Source organism: Taylorella asinigenitalis MCE3 (genome assembly GCF_000226625.1).
In the GTDB taxonomy this organism is placed as follows: Bacteria; Pseudomonadota; Gammaproteobacteria; order Burkholderiales; family Burkholderiaceae_B; genus Taylorella; species Taylorella asinigenitalis.
On sequence record NC_016043.1, the window covers coordinates 815036 to 834555 of the forward strand.

Here is a 19520-nt window from a genome sequence, read left to right on the forward strand (position 1 = left end):
ACAATATGAAATTAGACGTAGGAATTATTGGTTATCGTGGTATGGTTGGCTCTGTCCTTATGCAAAGGATGAGAGATGAGGGTGATTTTGATAGGATAAATCCAGTATTTTTTTCTACAAGCAACCCAGGTGGAGATGCTCCAAGTTGGTCTAATGCTGGTCCTCTTGAAGATGCCAAATCTATCGACGCATTATCAAAATTACCTGTGATTCTGACATGTCAGGGTGGGGATTACACAAAAGAGATTTATCCAATGCTTCGTAATAATGGATGGAATGGATACTGGATTGATGCAGCTAGTGCACTTAGGATGGATGATAGTTCCGTTATTGTTTTGGACCCCGTTAATCGTGATGTAATTGATAAAGCCCTACATAATGGAGGTAAGTTATTTACTGGCGGTAATTGCACTGTTAGTTGTATGCTTATGGGATTGGCAGGCCTATTTAAAGAAGGCTTGGTGGAGTGGATGACCTCAATGACTTATCAAGCCGCTTCTGGAGGAGGTGCTAAGCATATGAGAGAATTGCTCACTCAATTTGGAGATCTTAATTCTGAAGTAAAAAATTTGCTTGATGATCCAGCATCTGCAATTTTAGAAATCGATAAGCAAGTTTTAACTAAACAAAGAGGTGGCTTAGATACTACACAGTTTGCCGTTCCATTAGCAGGAAATCTAATTCCATATATTGATACACAATTAGAAAATTGTCAGTCTCGTGAAGAGTGGAAGGCTCAAGTTGAGACTAATAAAATCTTGGGTCGCTCTGGAGATGCGATTATTCCTATTGATGGCTTATGTGTAAGAATTGGGGCTATGAGATCACATAGCCAAGCACTTACGTTTAAGCTTAACAAAGATATTCCTATTGAGGATATCGAATCTATTATTTCTAATTCTACTGAATGGTCTAAGTTTATTCCTAATAATAAAGAGGAAACCATTCAAAAACTAACACCAGTAGCTGTGTCGGGTACTTTAGATATTCCTGTGGGACGTATTAGAAAATTAAATATGGGACCTACATATATATCGGCATTTACTGTTGGAGACCAATTACTTTGGGGGGCGGCCGAACCACTTAGACGCATGCTAAATATTATTCTAGACTTTAAAAACTCGTAATGTCTTCTAGAGTTGCTTTAGGAATCTCCTATGATGGACGGGATTATCAAGGTTGGCAAACTCAACCAAATGGTTTAACTATTCAAGATTTTCTTGAAGCTGCTCTCTTTAAATTTACAAATCATAAAGTAAATACAATTTGTGCAGGTAGAACCGATACTGGTGTTCATGCTATTGGACAAGTTGTGCATTTTGATACAGAAGTTTCAAGAGAACTGGAGTCCTGGGTTAGAGGAGTAAACGCTCATTTACCAGATTCTATTAGAGTAAGATGGGCTCAAGAAGTACCAGATGAGTTTAGTGCACGTTTTTCAGCTACGCACAGAACCTATGTTTATCTATTAAGAAATGAGAGGGTTCTGTCGCCTATTTGGAGTGGTAGGGCAGGTTGGGATTTTCATAATCTTGATATTGAAGGCATGAACATTGCCACCCAAAGTTTTATTGGTACGCACGATTTTTCAAGCTTTAGGTCATCTCAATGCCAAGCCTCAAGTCCTATTCGTTCCCTAGACACGCTTAAGCTTGAAGCAAAGGGACCATTTCTGATTTTTACACTTCGAGCAAATGGCTTTCTGCATCATATGGTTCGAAATATTATCGGAGCTTTGTTATATGTGGGCATGGGTCGTTTTAAGGCGGAATATATAAGTGAATTAATCGATGCTAAAGACAGAAAGTTTTCTGCACCAACTTTTATGCCAGATGGTTTATATTTTGCATGCGTAGATTATCCTGATAAGTACGATATACCACAAAATTTTGACCCTAATCATTCATTTCAAAGCATCATTTATTCAATTTAGTAGACATATTAAAAAAATTGATTAGAATAAAAATTCACTCTTATTATTATTAAATTTTAGGGATTAATTGAAAATGAACGTATTAAATAAAAGAGTCACGAAATTACTAATGGCATTGATAGCTACAAGTGCTATCGTGGCATGCGGAGAGAAATCCAACACATCAACATCATCAGAGTCATCTTCAACAAATACTGAAGCACCAGCGAAAAAATTTAAAATTGGTGTAGTGCAATTTGCTGAACATGCGTCATTGAAAAACTGTCATGATGGCTTCCTTTTGGGCCTAAAAGAAGCTGGATATGAAGACGGTAAAAACATTGAAATTGACTATCAAGTTGCACAAGCAGATACTGGACTTACAAACCAAATTGTTCAAAATTTTGCGAGCAATAAGGCTGATTTAATCGTGGGCATTGCCACTCCAGCGGCTCAGGCAGCATATAACGAAGGTCGTAAAAGTAATATTCCAGTTATTTTCAATGCTGTGACTGACCCTATTTTAGCGAAGCTTCAAAATGAGGATGGATCAAATAAGGAAGGTGTTACAGGAACAAATGATCGTCTTCCAATTAAACAACAGCTTGCGATGATTAGGGCATTTTTACCTGAAGCTAAAAAGATAGGTATTATGTACAATACTGCAGAGGATAATTCTTTAGCTTCAATCAAAATCTATGAATCATTAGCACCTGAATATGGATTTGAAATTGTGACTCAAGCAATTACAAACGCAGGGGACGTGCCATTGGCTGCTCAGGCTTTGATTTCAAAAGTGGATGCATTGACAAATTTGACCGATAACATGGTTGTTCAAAATATGCAGGTTATTATTGAAAAGGCAAAAGAAGCAAAAATTCCTTACTTCGGATCTGAGCAAGAGCAAGTTACTTTAGGTTTAGTTGCGGCTGAAGGCCTAGATTATGTTGCTCTTGGAAAAACTACAGGTAAGATGGCAGCTTCTATCATCGAAGGGAAAAAAGCTGTAGAAATTCCAATTCCTGAGATTTCAGAATCAAGCCCATTTTATAACTCAAAAACTCTTAGCGAATTAGGATTAACTCTTCCTGAAAGCTACAAACACGCTAAGGACTTAGCAAAATAAAATGCAGTATTTAGCAATTTTTTCTGACATATTTGAGCAAGGTTTAATCTACTCTTTGCTTGCATTAGGTATCTACATAAGTTTTAAGGTCTTAAATTTTCCTGATTTATCTGTAGATGGTAGTTTTCCATTTGGTGCTGCTGTATCAACTTGGGCACTTATGTCAGGCCTTGATCCTTGGACAGCACTTGTTTTAGCTACTTTTGCGGGAGCTATTGCAGGTGCATTTACAGGGTTCTTGCATGAAAAATTGCGTATCAATGCACTGTTTGCGGGCATAATTACTATGACCTTGCTCTACTCAGTGAATTTATTAGTTGTGGGTAGAGCAAATCAATCTATATTCGATAAGACTACAATTTTTAAGGGTGCACTTTCAAATTTATCTATTTTCGATGGCAATAGAAGCGTGCTCATCCTTACTGTTGTCGGTATTATCGTTTTGATTATTAAATTCGCACTGGATTACTACTTTAGAACCAAAGCTGGTCTATTGCTTAGGGCAACAGGTGATAATGAACAAATAGTTAAATCACTAGCTGTTAAGCCTGGTTCAATGCGTATTATTGGGCTCTCCCTAGCTAATGCATTAGTGGCATTATCTGGTGCGGTTTTATCGCAGCAACAAGGTTATTTTGAAATAAGTATGGGTACTGGGGCTATGGTCACTGGTTTAGCTTCATGCATAATTGGGTTAGTTATTTTTTCAAATATCAGATTTTTAAAAGTAACAACGCAAGTTATATTTGGCTCAATTGTGTACAAAGCTTTAGTGGCACTAGCAATTAATTTAGGTACTCCTGCTTACCTTCTAAATATGGTTAGAGCACTGTTATTTTTGTTGATATTAATGAGCGATCAAGTACGTATTCCGCTTATGAAAAGTTTAAAGATTAATTCTCGTACAAAAGGGAGATTAGAAGATGTCTAACTTTCTTGAGATTAAGAATTTAAATAAAAGCTTTCATAAAGGTACTCCTGATGAAGTTAGAGTTTTTAACGACTTTAATTTGACCACTAAAAGAGGGGAGTTCATATCAATAATTGGCTCAAATGGATCTGGTAAATCTACCTTATTGAATCTAATATCTGGCTCATTAAAACCCGACTCTGGAAAAATCATAATCGCAGATAGGGGAGATACTAATAAGATTTCTGAATCTTCAAGATATAAGACCATGGGGCGAGTTTTTCAAAATCCATCTATGGGTACTGCAGGTAATTTGACTGTTTTAGAAAATTTAGCTTTAGCCGCAAATAAAGGAAAATTTTACGGCTTGGGGCTTGGCTTTAATTCTAATGATAGAGCTTATTTTGCAGAATCCCTTAAAAAATTAAACATGGGTTTAGAAAATTACTTAGACCAAAAAACAGGTAATCTATCAGGAGGCCAAAGACAAGCATTAGCATTGTTTATGACTTCACTAACTGAAGCTAGTTTAGTTTTACTTGATGAGCACACAGCAGCATTGGACCCTAAATCATCCGATAGGATTATGGAACTTACCCAAGAATTGGTTGATACAATGAATTGCTCTGTTCTTATGGTTACTCATAATCTCAGATATGCGATTGCATACGGTGATCGCATAATTATGATGCATCAGGGAAAAATCGTATTAGATAAAAGTGGAGAGGATAAAAAACGTCTTCATCTAGATGACATAGTTGGCTTATTTGCAGATATATCGATAGAACTAGGAAATTAGCCCTTTTTCGATTTCTTCTAGTTGGCCTAATATTTCAATCCACTTATTTTCGGACTCTTCTAATTTTTTTGTGGCTGACGCATGGTCTTCCAAAGTTTTAATTCTAAGAGTCCGATTTGATTCTTCATAAAAACTCTCGCTAGCAATCAATTGATCGTATTTAGCGATTTCCGCTTGTAATGAGGATATACAAGCTTCGAGTTCAGCAGCCTTAGATTCAAGCGGCTTTTTAAGCCTCGATCTTCTTTGACGCTCCTCTGCTTCAAGACGTTTTTGAGTTTTTTTATCAACTTCAGCTGAGGCTGTCGACGAACTCTCTTTTGAAATCGATTGAGATTTATCTTGTAGCCAAGTTGCGTAATCGCTCAGATCGCCGTCGAACTCGGAAACATTGCCATCAAAAACAATCCAAAATTTATCGACCGATGTTTTAAGCAATTGACGATCATGCGATACCAATAGCATACTGCCCTCAAATTCAGCCAAAGCCGCAGCCAAAGCCTCTCTCGTAGTAATATCTAAGTGATTGCTCGGCTCATCCAGCACCAGCAGATTTGGCTTTTGCCATACTACTAAAGCCAAAGCCAGGCGAGCCCGTTCGCCTCCAGAAAAGTTGGCAATGCTCTCGTTTACCATATCCCCACTAAACGCAAACTGCCCCAAATAATTCCGCAACACTTGCTCGCTCGCACTCGCACCAGCAATCCGCTGCATATGTAATAGGGGAGAAGCACTATCATCAAGCATATCAAGCTGATGCTGTGCAAAATAGCCAATCTTCACGCCCTTCGATGAAGTGAGTTTTCCGCCTAACAGAGGCAACTCCTCAACAAGAGATTTCACCAATGTAGACTTGCCCGCACCATTAGCACCGAGAATCCCAATTCTATCGCCCCCGCGAAGCATTAGATTTATATCATGCAGCACACAAGTTTCTCCATATCCTGCACTAGCATTTTCAAGAATAAGAAGAGGGTCGGGCATGTTTGTATTGTTTGGCAATGTTATGTGAACCGCTCCTTCTAACTGAAGTGGAGCTAATTTTTGCATGCGGGCGAGAGCTTTTACGCGGCTTTGTGCTTGTTTAGCTTTTGTAGCCTTCGCTTTAAAGCGATCGATAAAGCTTTGCAGTTTCTCGCTTTCCCTTTTTTGACGCTCAATTGCTGAAGCAAGTTGCTTTTGCTTTTCTGCTCTCTGAACTACATATTGGTCATAATTCCCGCGATATCTGATTAATTTTCCATTTTCAAAGCTAAGAATTACCTGTGCGATTGAATTGAGAAAATCTATATCGTGGGAAATAGCAATCACTGTGCCATCATAAGATTTAATCCATTGCTCAAGCCAGAGCATCGCATCTAAGTCGAGATGGTTTGTTGGCTCATCTAACAAAAGTAAATCAGATGGCATCATAAGTGCACGTGCCAATGCCAATCGCATCTGCCAGCCGCCTGAGAATTCTTCAATAGCCTTGGTCCACTCGCTTTGATGAAACCCAAGCCCTGCCAATAATTGCTCAGCCCGAGACTGAGCCGTATATTGTCCCGCTTCGTCTAAAGCAAGCTCTAATTCGGATAAACGTACACCATCATTTGGGTCCGTAGCCTTAAGTTGAGCTTGAAGAGAGCGAAGATTCACATCACCGTCAATTACAAATTCCGTGGCTGACTGCTTTCCGACTAAAATATCTTGCTTTACGTGAGCTATACGCCAATTTTTTGGGATGGCAATGTCCCCGCTATCCTGATCAATCTGCCCAAGCAAAAGGGCAAACAAACTCGACTTTCCAGCTCCATTTCTCCCAAGAATTCCAACGCGCTCTTCAGGATTAATAGTGAAGGATGTATTTTCAAGTAAAAGCTTAGTTGAGCGTCTTAAACTTAAATTAGAGGCTTGAATCATTTAGGTCGCGACTATTGATGAGAACGACATTATCCACGGTAGTTTGAGTCTCTAAGCACACATGGTTTAAATCTGGAAACGCACGGATGAAGTTAACGTATTCATTGCCAATTTCAAGAATAATAGAGCCATCAGCACTTAAATAATTACGTGCCTCACTCAGAAATCTTCTAACGATATCCATGCCATCTTGACCACCAGCTAGAGCTAGAGCGGGTTCTGAACGATATTCGATAGGAAGTCTTTGCATAGAATCGTCGTTAACATAGGGTGGGTTACATAGAACCAAATCGTATTTATACTTTGGGGCAAAGGCAAACAAATCACTCTCGAAAATTTCTATATTTTGGATGCGATGATATTTAGCATTTCTTTTGGCAATGTCCACGGCACTGCTCGATATATCCACACAATCAACAAATGCCTCTGGAAAAGCCATAGCTGCCAATATCCCCAAACACCCCGAACCTGTGCACATATCAAGAATATGTAGCGGCTCCTCTTCGATAATTTGCTGATCAAGAAGATCGCTCGCAATTAGCTCTGCGATAAAAGAGCGGGGGATAAGGACATTGGGAGAAACTTCAAATCTCACACCCTGAAGCCACGCAAACCCCGTAATATATGGCAATGGTATCCGCTCCGACACTCGTTTTTGGAGATATTCTAAAATTTTTTGCTTCTCAGATTCTAGTACTTTAGCATCGAGGAATAAATCGATATCTGTGGGATTAAGATTTAATGCTGCAAATACCAGATGAATTGCTTCATCAGTAGGGTTATCATTTCCGTGCCCAAGGAAAATATCGTGTTCTACGAATTTGGTGACACAAAATCTAACGAGATCTCTAATACTATTAAGATCCTTCAAGTGGGAAGAGTCGAGATTTAGGCTTGTCATTATGCAAGAAGTTTTTCTAAAACTTTAACGTATATATCTTTGCTTTTCTCTAAGTCATTAATATCCACATGTTCATTGATTTGATGAATGCTTGCATTTATCACACCAAATTCAAGAATTTTTGGTTTGGGATTCATCTTAGCGATAAAACGTCCATCAGATGTGCCCCCAGTCGTGCTTAACTCAGCATCAACTCCAGTGACTTCTTTGATAGAGTCGACCATCGCATTAGTAAGATCCTCAGCTTCAGTCAAAAATGGCTCGCCTCCAAGAATCCATTCAATCTCATAGTCAAGATTATATTTTTTTAGAATATCTTCAACACGAGTCTCGAGAGATTCAGGCGAGCTCTCAGTGCAAAATCTAAAATTAAATTCTATCTGAGCTAATCCAGGCACTACGTTCGCCGCACCAGTTCCTGCACGATAGTTAGAAATTTGAAAAGAGGTAGGTGGAAAGAATTTATTACCTTTATCCCATTCAGTAGCACATAATTCAGCTATAGCTGGAGCAGATAAATGAATTGGGTTTCTAACTTTATGAGGGTAGGCAACATGTCCTTGCTTACCCTTAACTGCTAAAGTAGCACCTAAAGAACCTCTACGACCAATTTTAATAGTGTCACCTAAACGCTCTGCACATGAGGGTTCAGCAACAATACAGTAATCAATTGCATCGCCGCGATTTTCAAGCTCCTCACAAACGCGAACGGTACCATCAATTGCAACACTTTCTTCATCCGAAGTAATCAACAATGCTATAGAGCCTTTGTGATTTGGATTAGCTTTTACAAATTCAAGGCAGGCAATGGCACTGGCTGCGACTCCACCTTTCATATCTGCAGCCCCACGACCATATAGTTTGTTATCCCGTATGGTAGGTTCAAAAGGAGGAGAGTCCCACAAATCAGACGGTCCTGGAGGAACCACGTCTGTATGACCTGCAAATACTACTAACGGAGCTTGACTTCCACGACGAATCCAAAGATTGCGAACATCTCCAAATTGCATAAACTCAGGTACGAAACCGTGCTCAGAGAGTAGCTCTACAAGTACATCCTGACATCCTGCATCATTAGGCGATATCGATTCACGTGAAATTAACTCTTTCAATAACTCAAGTGTGGAAATGTTTTTGTAATCCATAATTTAATCTCTTAGTAAATCGTTAATACTTGTTTTAGAGCGAGTTTTTGCATCCACTCTTTTAACTATTACAGCACAAGCTAAGCTATGTGTGCCGTCTTTGCTTGGAAGGCTACCTGGAACTACAACGGATCCAGATGGAATTCGTCCATAAGATATCTCGCCTGTTTCTCTGTTGTAGATTTTTGTACTTTGTGACAGATAAACTCCCATTGCTAATACGGAATTCTCTTCAACTATTACACCTTCTACTATCTCAGATCGAGCACCTATAAAACAGTTATCTTCAATTATTGTGGGATTTGCTTGCAATGGCTCTAATACGCCACCAATCCCAACGCCACCAGATAAGTGAACATTTTTTCCGATTTGAGCACAAGACCCTACAGTTGCCCAAGTATCGACCATAGTTCCTTCCCCTATGTAAGAACCAATATTTACGTAAGAGGGCATGAGCACTACGTTTTTATCTATAAATGAACCACGTCGAGCAACAGCAGGCGGAACCACTCTAAATCCTGCCTTCTTAAAATCTTCAGATGTGAAATGTTCAAATTTTAGAGGTACTTTATCGTAGAACTGTAATGGAACTTCGTTCATCACTTTATTGTCGCGAAGTCTAAATGAAAGCAAAACAGCTTTTTTAACCCACTGATTTACATGCCATTCTGAACCTGTTTTCTCTGCTACACGAATAATGCCATTGTCTAAACCATCGAGAACAGTTTCAACAACTTCAGTAAGCTCTGAATTATTTGGATTGATTTCGCTTTTATTTTCCCAAGCTTCGTTTATTAAATCTTCTATTTGAGGTGACATGAGATGAGATATGTAAAATTAAACTATTATATATGAACAAAAATTCCCCCTATGAACTAAAGTACAAAGGGGGATTTGGTGGATTTACTTAGAATTATCTAAATACCATTCCGCCGTCAGTTAGGATTGCTTGCCCTGTAATGTAATCTGATTTTTCAGATGCTAAAAAGGAAACCAAATTCGCAACATCCTGTGGTACTTGAGGACGGCCAGCCAAAATTGGAGCTGTGAACTCATTCCACGCTTGTTTAGGTTCATATCCTTTATGATTTACAAATGCTTGGTCAATTCGCTCCCACATTGGAGTGTCAGCTACGCCAGGGCAATATGCATTTACTCGAATATTGTATTGAGCTAGTTCTTTTGCAGTAGATTGAGTAAAAGATCTTACTGCATATTTTGAGGCGCAATAGGTGCTTAACATTTCATAAGATTCATGTCCTGCAATTGAGCAAGCATTAATAATTTTTCCTATGCCATCTTGTTTTTTCATTTGTTCTGCAGCCGCTTGAGTGCCAAATACAACGCCTTTTACATTTATATTAAATACGCGATCAATCTCTTCTTCTTTAATCTCTAAGAATGCTTCCACGGATTCAACCCCAGCATTGTTTACGAAAACGTCGATGCGACCAAACGCTTTAACAGCTTCATCTACTAATCTGAATTGATCATCTCGCTTAGATACATCTCCTACAACAGCTATGGATTCAAATCCTTGAGAATCAAATTCTGCTTTTGCCTTATTTAGATTCTCTTCATTAATATCATGCAAAACAACTTTAAATCCGTCTTTTGCTAACTGAGTGGCAATGCCATTGCCCAATCCTACCGCAGATCCTGTAACGACAGCAACTTTCTTATTCATACGTTTCTCCTATAAATTAATCACTAGTTATATAATCAAAATAGCTTAAAGTAGCAGCACTCGGTTCTTTATTTGCATATGAGGTCATGTATTTTTCAATATGCATAAATTTAGCTTGTGTACTATCTTCAGGTAAATAAAGTACTGGTCTCCTGTCTAACTCAAATTTATATAAGTCGTTAAACGGAACTAGTTCTTTAATTGTTACAAGTCTTTCTATTCCGTTTTGATCTTTAAATTTAACATCAAATTTCATCAAAGGAACATTCATAACAATTGTCCCTGTATGGTCTCTATTAATTATTTCCCCATCAGCAACTTTCCCATAAAGAGCAATTTTGTTTGATTTAATAGAATTACTACCTCGAGCGATGGTTCTATCTACTAAACTAAATACAAATGTGCCTAGAATCCCTATTAATGGAGCCCACACCCACGGATGCCACAGTGATAGAAATCTCCAGCCATCTTTTTCTGAATAATAAAAATAACATACTAAAAAGAAACCTAATGCATAGGTTGCGATAAAGATTAGATAAATGAATCCCTTAATATTAATGGCACTGGGAACATCCCTATTATTATCATCAATTATAAAAGGAACATGTGGATTATCACTTTTATTTAAAAGTAACGATATGTTTTTCCCTTCGTAAAAGTTATATTTTCCTTCTTTATCGTCTATGTAGGCGTTAACTTGAGTACCAATAAAATTAGGGAAAGAAAATAAGTAAGCCTTATTTATTTTAGATCCTTTGGTGATGTCAAAAACTTTAAGCACCTTACCAATTGTATGATGCGTATTGTTATAAATATTTTTTATTTCAGCATTTACTTTAATAGGGTTGAGAATTACTCTTTTAAACTCTTTATAAATAAACCCTAGCCACAACACAATTCCAACTGCAAGAGCTATTGTGGAGTGCAGGGCTGAACTTTTCCAAATACCTGCATAAATAAAAAATAGGGGAAATATAAAAGTAAAAACCGCCATATATAAGCGCCAAAAAAACATAAATATCCCCTTAATTAGTTAACACAAATATATTCGGATCCAATCTTAGATATATCAACGGCTGTTTAACAAATAGTTTTCTTTGCTGATATGACAAGTCAGTTTCTAGAACTTTAGAATCTATTATCCTTCCGTCTTTAGTTTTAAAGATTATGTAGTAGTCATCTAGTCTCACATCATTTATTACTGTACCTGAGAATTTTATTTCATAGAAAACCCCAACAGAACTTTCTCCATTTTGAATTAAGTATTTTTTGGTTAAGTTTAGAACTGGGTTGATTTCTGTGAGACTAAGAATTGCTTTAGCTACAAGAAGTATAACAGTAGTAATAAGAGCAAAATAAAATCCCGCACGCCTAAAGAGTAAAGAAAAAATTATTAGAAGAATGACAAAAACTGAAATGCCGAAAAAAACATAAGAGTTAAGGATGAAAATTAAATATTCATATATAGGGTATTGCATGTTTAACGCCTATCAAAAACTTCACCTGTACCGTCGTGGTTAACTTTATATTCGTAATCACCACGATCTCCTTCAATATCCCATTCCCATACCTGAAAATTGTCTTTGTAGACTTTCACACGTGTAGAGGCACTAAGTTTTCCACCCTCTACCTCTTTTGCTTTGACTAAAGCAGAATCTCTTGATCTACTTAATCCAGCAAAATCAACTTCAGTAAGGGGAATGCGTCTTTTAGCTAGACTTTCTAGATGATATTTAGATAACTTAACAGGTTCATTTTTAGTCCAGACTCCATCAGTATAACTATAACGGTCAACATAGTCTTTATTTACAGGGTCGTTTAAGCTTAAGTGAATCCTATTGAAGTAAAAATAAATATAATCGTTATCTAATACGAAAGGAGTCTTCCCATCAAACATTTTTAATAAATCTGATTGAATGTTTTTTAAATCTGCTTCTGACATATTTAAAGGTGAACTTTCCTGGGCTTTAATCTCTCTTTGAATTTCCTTTACAACGGGTTCTAAATAATTTCGGTTTGGTGCAGATTTAACTCTTTCGATTAATCTTTGGTGATCAAAATTATTGTCTATTGGGTATTTGTTCTTTAATTCAGTGATTTGAGCTACTAATTCATCGATTTCGCTCTGATTAGGTTTCTGAGATTTATATCTAGGGTCATCCTTAGATATATTTTGCTCAATTTCCTCGTTTGGAATCGCTTGTCCCGAAGCTCGAGCGAATGCTTCGGCATATTTAGCTTCTAAATTTACTTGGGACTCAGATTCGGGGTGAAAGGTTTGGTTATAAGCTTGTTTAATGTCGTCACATGCAGATAGTGACAACAATAGCAATAGGGTGGCAATGCCTTTGTATTTTCTGAACATAAGATTTACTAAAATTATTTTTACTAAATTTTACAAATCTTATATTAAATATGTTTGTATCTTTGAATAAAGCAAAAAAAGAGTCCTTTAAGGACTCTTTATATTCTTTGAAACTGCTATAGGGTAATGAATGGTTTAATAGATGTATAAGAGGTCTATAAGAGATATAAAAAGAGGTATCCAAAAAAGCCTTTAACACAAGCACTCAAAGATATTTATGGTGCGAACGGAGAGACTCGAACTCTCACACCTCTCGGCGCTGGAACCTAAATCCAGTGCGTCTACCAATTCCGCCACGCTCGCTAATAAAGAAAATAATTCTACACCACAATTATTAAAGTTTCAAATACATTACAGGGTGATTGATAAATATTTGCTGTGAAGTTGTTTTAAAACACGAACTATTTTTCCATTTTCTTCTCTAATGCTTCAACTGTCTCTTCAGGGTGAGTTTCTGAAAGAGCAATATATTCTTCATGGTTACTTTCAATAGCAGCAACGTCGTCCTCTTCGAGCAAACCCACGGCGTTTGGAAGCTCTCCCCAAAAGGTGATAAATAAGGCGGCTAGCAATGGGCCAATTACAAATCCATTTAATCCAAAAACAGCCAAGCCCCCAATAGTGGTTATTAGGATTAAATAGTCGGGTAATCTAGTATCTTTACCTACTAATATAGGTCTAAGTAGGTTATCAGACATACCAATAACCACCACGCCCCAAACTATCATAATAATACCTTCAATAGTAGATCCTGATACTAATAGATAAATAGCAACTGGTAACCAAACTAAAGCGGCACCAATAGCAGGAAGTAGAGAAAGGAATGCCATGATTACACCCCATAAAATAGGTGATGGAATACCAAGAATGGCAAAAATAATCCCTCCTAACGCACCTTGAGCTATAGCCACAAGCATATTGCCTTTTACAGTTGCTCTCACAACAGTCAAAAATTTACTGAAAAGTTTGATTTTGTGATTGCCACTTAAAGGTATGAATCTTTTTATATATTCCTTTATGGATTCACCGTCTCTAATAAAGAAATACATTAAATAAAGCATAATGCCCAAATCCATAATGAAAGTGAACGTGTTTTGAGATATGTTCACTAACTCAGTAGCCATAAATTTAGAGCCTTGATTAAATAGTTGCAAAAGCTTCTCTTTGAAGCTGAACTCACTTGTGATATGGAATCGCTCAAGGAAAGAATGAATAGGCGATGGCAAATTGTTATAAACTAAATCTAAATATTCACCAATATTTAATTTCCCTGATTCTATCTGCTCATATAAATCAACAGCTTGAGTAGTAAGAGAAGTGGCAATGATACTTATAGGAATTATTCCTAAAAGAATCGCTAATATCAATGTAAGTAGAGCTGATATGTTTTTCCTTTTCGGCATTTTATTAAGTAATTTTAAATAAATTGGCCTAAATAAAACTGCAAAAATAACTGCCCAAAAAAGTGCCGAGAAATATGGACTTAGAATATAAATAAAGCCTATGGTCACTAAAAGGAGGAACCCCATATAAAAGCCATAAAATACTCGGTTTTTACTTTGCATTACCTTTCCTTAAGAATAAAATAATCTGATTATACAAATAATATAAGAACTGAGATGATAAATTTTTACAAATTTTTATCATTTGTTATTGTTTTTGTGATTAGTGCATGTGCCTCCAGAAATGTTGTTAGCACTAATCCTCCATCCAATTCAAATGATATGTGTTCGATACTAACTGAAAAACCCGAATGGCGAAAATCTTTAATTCAAGCAAAAGATAAATGGCAAGCACCTCCGCAAATCGTTATGGCTATCATTTATCAAGAATCTAAATTTATTCACAATGCTAGACCAGCTAAAAGATGGGCATTAGGTTTTGTTCCTTTAGGCAGGCCAAGCGACGCCTACGGTTATCCTCAAGCAAAAGATGATGTCTGGAGAGACTATATTAGAGAAACAGGGAATAGTGGAGCAAAGCGAGATGTTTTTCATGATGCTGTAGATTTTATTGGTTGGTATATGGCTAAAACTTACAAAGTAAATGCCGTTGGACGATGGGATACATATAATCAATATCTGAATTATCATGAAGGGTGGGGAGGCTTTTCAAGAGGCACATTTGAAAATAAGGAATGGTTAAAAAATATAGCTAATAAAGTTGCTTCCAGGGCCGAACTTTATGGTTCCCAATATTTATTGTGTAGGGAATAATCTTAGGGATATTCCTATTTCATTCTGTAACCTATATTTGTTATATATATAGACAATTTTTAATTACATAGATAGGTGTTACTATGAAAATCCTTAAAAAATTATCCTTAGCTGTAGGAACTGCTGCGTTACTATCTGCATTTACTGTATCTCCAGCTTCAGCAGCTGAACAGAAATTCGTTAGTATAGGTACTGGGGGTGTTACTGGAGTTTATTATGCTGCAGGTGGAGCTATCTGCCGTATCGTTAATAAAGATCGCAAAGATCATGGTATCCGTTGCTCAGTTGAATCTACAGGAGCTTCTGTTTTCAATGTAAACACTATCAAAGCAGGTGAGTTGGATTTAGGCTTTGCTCAATCTGACGTAGCTTACAACTCATACAAAGGAGAGGCTAACTTTAAAGAAGCTGGTCCATATCAAGATTTAAGAACGGTATTTGCTCTGCATCCTGAACCGTTAACTATCGTAGTTTCTAAAGATTCTGGGGTTAAAGGTTTTGAAGACCTTAAAGGCAAACGTTTTAATATAGGAAACCCAGGTTCTGGTAACCGTGCATCTTTGGAACAGTATTTAACTGAACTTGGTACTGACAAATCATATTTCTCAGTTGCATCTGAATTAAAAGCTGACGAACATGGCACAGCTCTATGTGACGGTAAGATTGACGGCTTCATCTACGGTGTTGGACATCCATCAGCTAATATTCAAGATCCAATCACCACATGTGGTGCTAAACTAATGCCACTTACTGGTGAAGTAGTAGACAAAATCGTTGCCAAATTCCCTTACTACGCAAAAGTTCAAATTCCAGCTGGTATTTATTCAGGAAACGAAGCAACAGATACTTATGGTGTTACCGCTCTTGTAGTGGCTTCAGCAAAAACTGATGAAGAAACAATTTACAAAATCGTTAAGGCAGTATTTGAAAACTTCGATGATTTCAAAAAACTTCATCCAGCTTTAGCTAATCTTACAAAAGAAGGTATGATTACAAACGGTGTTACTACTCCACTTCACCCAGGTGCTGAAAAATACTATAAAGAAATCGGTTTAATCAAATAATTTTTAAACTTTTTTTCAAATTTTTTTCAATCAAACCGCTAAAGACACAGGTCTTGGCGGTTTGTTCATAATTATTATTAGGACTTATATGGTTACGGACGCAAAAAAATTAGCTGAATTGGAGAAAATGGTCGCTGATGTCGACCGTGGTGGAAGAAAAGTTGAAGGTGCTGCAAGGCATGTATTAGCCATTGGTGCATTACTTTGGACCTTATTCCAATTATGGATTGCGTCTCCCTTACCTTTTGAATTTAACTTCGGAATTTTTAACGACACAGAAGCCAGATCAATTCACTTAGGCTTTGCTATGTTTTTAGGCTTTTTGGCTTATCCCCTAGGAAAAAATCACTCCCATAAGATGCCAGCATATGATTGGATACTAGCCTTATTAGCAGGATTCTGTGGAGCTTATTTATATCTCTTCTATCAAGAACTTTCTACAAGACCTGGGATACCTACTACATTGGATATTTTTGCTGGAACTCTAGGTGTTTTACTTCTTTTAGAAATTACTAGACGAGCTTTAGGTTGGCCTATGACCATTCTTGGTATAGTTATGCTGACCTATGTTTTTTTAGGCCCTTATTTTCCTGACGTTCTCTCACATAAAGGAGCATCTATTAATCGTTTAGTCGCTCATATGTGGCTTGAAACAGAAGGAGTTTTCGGCGTTGCTCTTGGTGTATCAACATCATATATTTTCATTTTTGTTCTCTTAGGTTCATTATTAGATAAATGTGGAGCAGGGAATTATTTAATGCAAGTCTCATTTGCGATGTTAGGTCATTTAAGAGGTGGTCCAGCAAAAGTAGCCGTAGTATCTTCAGCAGTAAACGGAATCGTTTCTGCTTCTTCAGTAGCAAATGTAGTAACTGGCGGAATTTTCACTATACCGCTAATGAAGAAGGCTGGTTATGGCGGCGTAAGAGCAGGTGCGATTGAAACTTCATCTTCCGTTAATGGTCAAATTATGCCTCCAGTTATGGGTGCAGCTGCATTCCTTATGATTGAATATGTCGGCGTACCATATACGGAAATTATTAAAAACGCATTCCTTCCCGCAACTATTTCCTATATTTCCTTGTTTTATATAGTTCATCTTGAAGCACTTAAGCTTGGAATACAGCCTATGATGGCAGCTAACCAGAATCGCACTTTTTCTCAAAAGCTAATTAGCTACCTTATTGGTATATCTGGTACCCTTGCGGTTATGGGGGCGTTCTATTACATAGGTACTGGTGTTCAAGCTATTGCTGGTGATGCAGCTATTTGGATTTTAGTTGGCTTATTACTCGCTTTATATTTAGGCCTAGTTTTTGTAGCATCAAAATACGAAGACCTACCAAATGATATTAATATTACCAGCCCTGTTAAGCCTGAAACTTGGCCTACTGTTAGGGCAGGTTTGTTTTATCTAATTCCAATAGCTATTTTAGTATGGTGTCTGAGTATTGAAATGCTTTCAGCAGGCCTTTCAGCTTTCTATGCGGTTATATCTTTAATTGTTTTAATGCTAACTCAAAGACCTCTTATGTCCTTATTTAGAAAAGAAAACCTCTCTGGTGCAATTAATAAAGGATATATAGAAACTGTTCAAGGATTAGAAGAGGGTGCTAGAAATATGATAGGCATTGCCATCGCCTGCGGAACGGCTGGTCTTATTGTAGGTGCAATTACTCTTACTGGTCTAGGACTTCGAATGACAGCTTTTGTAGAGCTTGTTTCAATGGGAAATGTCTTAATAATGTTGTTCTTTACTGCATTTGTATGTCTGGTTCTTGGCCTTGGTATGCCCACAACAGCAAACTACATTCTAATGGCTACATTGATGGCCCCTGTAGTGGTAGAACTAGGTGCACAAAATGATCTGATAATTCCATTAATTGCCGTACACTTTTTTGTGTTTTATTTTGGGATTATGGCCGATATAACCCCACCTGTGGGCTTGGCTACATTTGCTGCGGCCGCCATTTCGGGTGAAGATCCTATTAAAACAGGGGTTCAGGGCGTAGTGTATGCGATGCGTACAGCTATATTGCCATTTATTTTTGTTTTTAATCCTATGCTACTACTAATAGGGGTTGATTCTACTCTCAATTTAGTGATTGTCATATTTGGTGCAATTGTTGCTTCAATGATATTCGCAGCTTCAACTATGTTGTTCTTTAGAGTTAAGAGTACCTTACTAGAATCTCTCATCTTATTAATTGCAGCATTTATGATGTTTAGACCTGATTGGTATCTAAATAGAATGTATCCAGAATACGAAGTGAAACCCTTGGCTGATGTTTATAAGGTAGCAGCTCAAGTACCCGATAATGGTCGATTTGTAGCTAAAATTCAAGGCATGACACTTGAAGGAGATGATTTAACAAAACTTGTCTCCGTCAATCTTAAGGATTTAGAAAACACCGAAGGCAAAAATGAAGTTCAAATCGGTAAAGAGAAATTACGCAGAGCAGGCTTAACATTAATGCCTTTGGGAGATCAAGTTCAAGTAACTCAAGTTAAATTTGGTTCCCAAGCTTCTAAGGCCCGTTGGGAAAATCAGTGGGATATAGTTGAACTTATGGTTCCAAATAGAAATAGACCGAATGTCGCTATTATGTTTATACCAGCATTCTTACTTATAGGATTGGTTTGGTGGATTCAAGGTAGGAGAGGTCGTAAGCAGGGCGTTTTAGTAAGCAAAAAATAGAATTAAGGGGGTGTATTAATTTCACCCCCTTAATTTAAATCAGAACATGATTTCTGATTAACCCAACTGCCAATCCTTCAATTTTAAAATCTTGTTCGGGACTAACTTTTATAACAGAATAAGAAGAATTTTCTGGAATAAGTTCAATACGGTCTTTTAATTTGTGCAATCTTTTAACCGTAACCTCACCGTCAAGTCTAGCCACAACAATTTCATTATTATGGGCGTCTTGCACTTTTTTAACAGCAAGTAAGTCACCCTCCATAATTCCTATTTCTATCATGCTATCGCCCCTCACTCTAAGTAAATAATCTGGAGTTTGAGAAAACACAGATGAGTTAATAATTATTTGATCCTCATGATGTTCAATAGCCTCTATTGGATTTCCTGCTGCGACACGTCCGACTAAGGGAAGATTTAATAGATCATTTGAAGCGATAGAATCTTCGAAATTTAAGCGTTCATCTTCTATATCAGACCTAGTCGAAGACATAACAGCATCTTCTTTATTAAAAATAAATTCAGGATTAATTTTTAAACCTCTAGAAGCCCCAGGCAAGGTAATTAAAGCACCTTTTTTAACTAAAGCCTTAATATGCATCTCGGCTGAATTAAGAGAATTAAACCCTAAAGCAGCAGAGATTTCAGCTCTAGTTGGAGGAAAACCGTGTTTCTTAATAAAAGAATGTATTAGATTTAGTACATCAAGCTGTCTAGAAGTAAGTTTAATGCTCATATACAACCCTATAGTGTATTTACTAACATATTGTAAATTCATACACCATAATAGTCAAT

The 19520-nt window shown here is 37.2% G+C and carries 18 protein-coding genes and 1 tRNA gene; 8 read left to right on the forward strand and 11 right to left on the reverse strand.

Annotation, left to right across the window (positions count from 1 at the left end; translation table 11 throughout):
* Positions 1–5 precede the first annotated feature (5 nt).
* From asd to TASI_RS03980, 5 genes are all read left to right on the forward strand, one after another.
* Complete coding sequence (asd, locus tag TASI_RS03960) at positions 6–1127, forward strand: aspartate-semialdehyde dehydrogenase (RefSeq protein ID WP_014111474.1); 1122 nt, start codon at positions 6–8, stop codon at positions 1125–1127.
* On the forward strand, positions 1127–1933 hold the full coding sequence (truA, locus tag TASI_RS03965; protein ID WP_014111475.1) for a tRNA pseudouridine(38-40) synthase TruA: 807 nt from the start codon (positions 1127–1129) through the stop codon (positions 1931–1933). Before asd ends, truA begins: the two co-directional genes overlap by 1 nt.
* 73 nt (positions 1934–2006) lie before the next feature.
* Positions 2007–3038 carry an ABC transporter substrate-binding protein gene (locus TASI_RS03970; protein WP_014111476.1) on the forward strand — a complete coding sequence of 344 codons (1032 nt, stop codon included), beginning with the start codon at positions 2007–2009 and terminating at the stop codon, positions 3036–3038.
* A 1-nt stretch (position 3039) separates the two neighbouring features.
* Positions 3040–3969, forward strand: coding sequence for an ABC transporter permease (locus tag TASI_RS03975; RefSeq protein WP_014111477.1), 930 nt, complete (start codon positions 3040–3042; stop codon positions 3967–3969).
* Positions 3962–4747 carry an ABC transporter ATP-binding protein gene (locus TASI_RS03980; RefSeq protein WP_014111478.1) on the forward strand — a complete coding sequence of 262 codons (786 nt, stop codon included), beginning with the start codon at positions 3962–3964 and terminating at the stop codon, positions 4745–4747. The genes TASI_RS03975 and TASI_RS03980 overlap by 8 nt, the downstream gene beginning before the upstream one ends.
* Here the strand turns inward: TASI_RS03980 and TASI_RS03985 are convergent.
* From TASI_RS03985 to TASI_RS04030, 10 genes are all read right to left on the reverse strand, one after another.
* Positions 4736–6649 carry an ABC-F family ATP-binding cassette domain-containing protein gene (locus TASI_RS03985; protein ID WP_014111479.1) on the reverse strand — a complete coding sequence of 638 codons (1914 nt, stop codon included), beginning with the start codon at positions 6647–6649 and terminating at the stop codon, positions 4736–4738. The two genes, TASI_RS03980 and TASI_RS03985, sit on opposite strands and share 12 nt — an antisense overlap.
* Positions 6633–7550, reverse strand: coding sequence for a 50S ribosomal protein L3 N(5)-glutamine methyltransferase (gene prmB, locus TASI_RS03990; protein WP_014111480.1), 918 nt, complete (start codon positions 7548–7550; stop codon positions 6633–6635). Before prmB ends, TASI_RS03985 begins: the two co-directional genes overlap by 17 nt.
* Entirely contained in the window at positions 7550–8695 is a 1146-nt protein-coding gene (dapE, locus tag TASI_RS03995; RefSeq protein WP_014111481.1) for a succinyl-diaminopimelate desuccinylase, read from the reverse strand. The genes prmB and dapE overlap by 1 nt, the downstream gene beginning before the upstream one ends.
* 3 nt (positions 8696–8698) lie before the next feature.
* Complete coding sequence (gene dapD, locus TASI_RS04000; protein WP_014111482.1) at positions 8699–9514, reverse strand: 2,3,4,5-tetrahydropyridine-2,6-dicarboxylate N-succinyltransferase; 816 nt, start codon at positions 9512–9514, stop codon at positions 8699–8701.
* A 94-nt stretch (positions 9515–9608) separates the two neighbouring features.
* Positions 9609–10382, reverse strand: coding sequence for an acetoin reductase (locus TASI_RS04005; RefSeq protein ID WP_014111483.1), 774 nt, complete (start codon positions 10380–10382; stop codon positions 9609–9611).
* A 16-nt stretch (positions 10383–10398) separates the two neighbouring features.
* On the reverse strand, positions 10399–11397 hold the full coding sequence (locus TASI_RS04010) for a hypothetical protein (protein WP_014111484.1): 999 nt from the start codon (positions 11395–11397) through the stop codon (positions 10399–10401).
* A gap of 10 nt (positions 11398–11407) precedes the next feature.
* A complete protein-coding gene (locus TASI_RS04015) occupies positions 11408–11860 on the reverse strand; it encodes a hypothetical protein (RefSeq protein WP_028883744.1) in 453 nt (150 codons plus the stop codon).
* Positions 11861–11862: 2 nt separating this feature from the next.
* Positions 11863–12747, reverse strand: coding sequence for a DUF3298 domain-containing protein (locus tag TASI_RS04020; protein ID WP_014111485.1), 885 nt, complete (start codon positions 12745–12747; stop codon positions 11863–11865).
* A gap of 218 nt (positions 12748–12965) precedes the next feature.
* Positions 12966–13050: transfer RNA gene (locus tag TASI_RS04025), tRNA-Leu, on the reverse strand.
* 98 nt (positions 13051–13148) lie between these two features.
* Positions 13149–14312 carry an AI-2E family transporter gene (locus TASI_RS04030; protein ID WP_014111486.1) on the reverse strand — a complete coding sequence of 388 codons (1164 nt, stop codon included), beginning with the start codon at positions 14310–14312 and terminating at the stop codon, positions 13149–13151.
* A 54-nt stretch (positions 14313–14366) separates the two neighbouring features.
* Here TASI_RS04030 and TASI_RS04035 point away from each other — a divergent pair, with 54 nt between their 5' ends.
* The 3 genes from TASI_RS04035 (at position 14367) to TASI_RS04045 (ending at position 18725) form a co-directional block, all read left to right on the forward strand.
* Complete coding sequence (locus TASI_RS04035) at positions 14367–14963, forward strand: transglycosylase SLT domain-containing protein (protein WP_014111487.1); 597 nt, start codon at positions 14367–14369, stop codon at positions 14961–14963.
* 83 nt (positions 14964–15046) lie between these two features.
* Complete coding sequence (locus TASI_RS04040) at positions 15047–16027, forward strand: TAXI family TRAP transporter solute-binding subunit (RefSeq protein ID WP_014111488.1); 981 nt, start codon at positions 15047–15049, stop codon at positions 16025–16027.
* Positions 16028–16115: 88 nt separating this feature from the next.
* On the forward strand, positions 16116–18725 hold the full coding sequence (locus TASI_RS04045; protein ID WP_014111489.1) for a TRAP transporter permease: 2610 nt from the start codon (positions 16116–16118) through the stop codon (positions 18723–18725).
* Between the two features lie 34 nt (positions 18726–18759).
* Here TASI_RS04045 and lexA read toward each other — a convergent pair whose 3' ends face one another.
* Entirely contained in the window at positions 18760–19461 is a 702-nt protein-coding gene (lexA, locus tag TASI_RS04050) for a transcriptional repressor LexA (RefSeq protein ID WP_014111490.1), read from the reverse strand.
* Between the last annotated feature and the right edge of the window lie 59 nt (positions 19462–19520).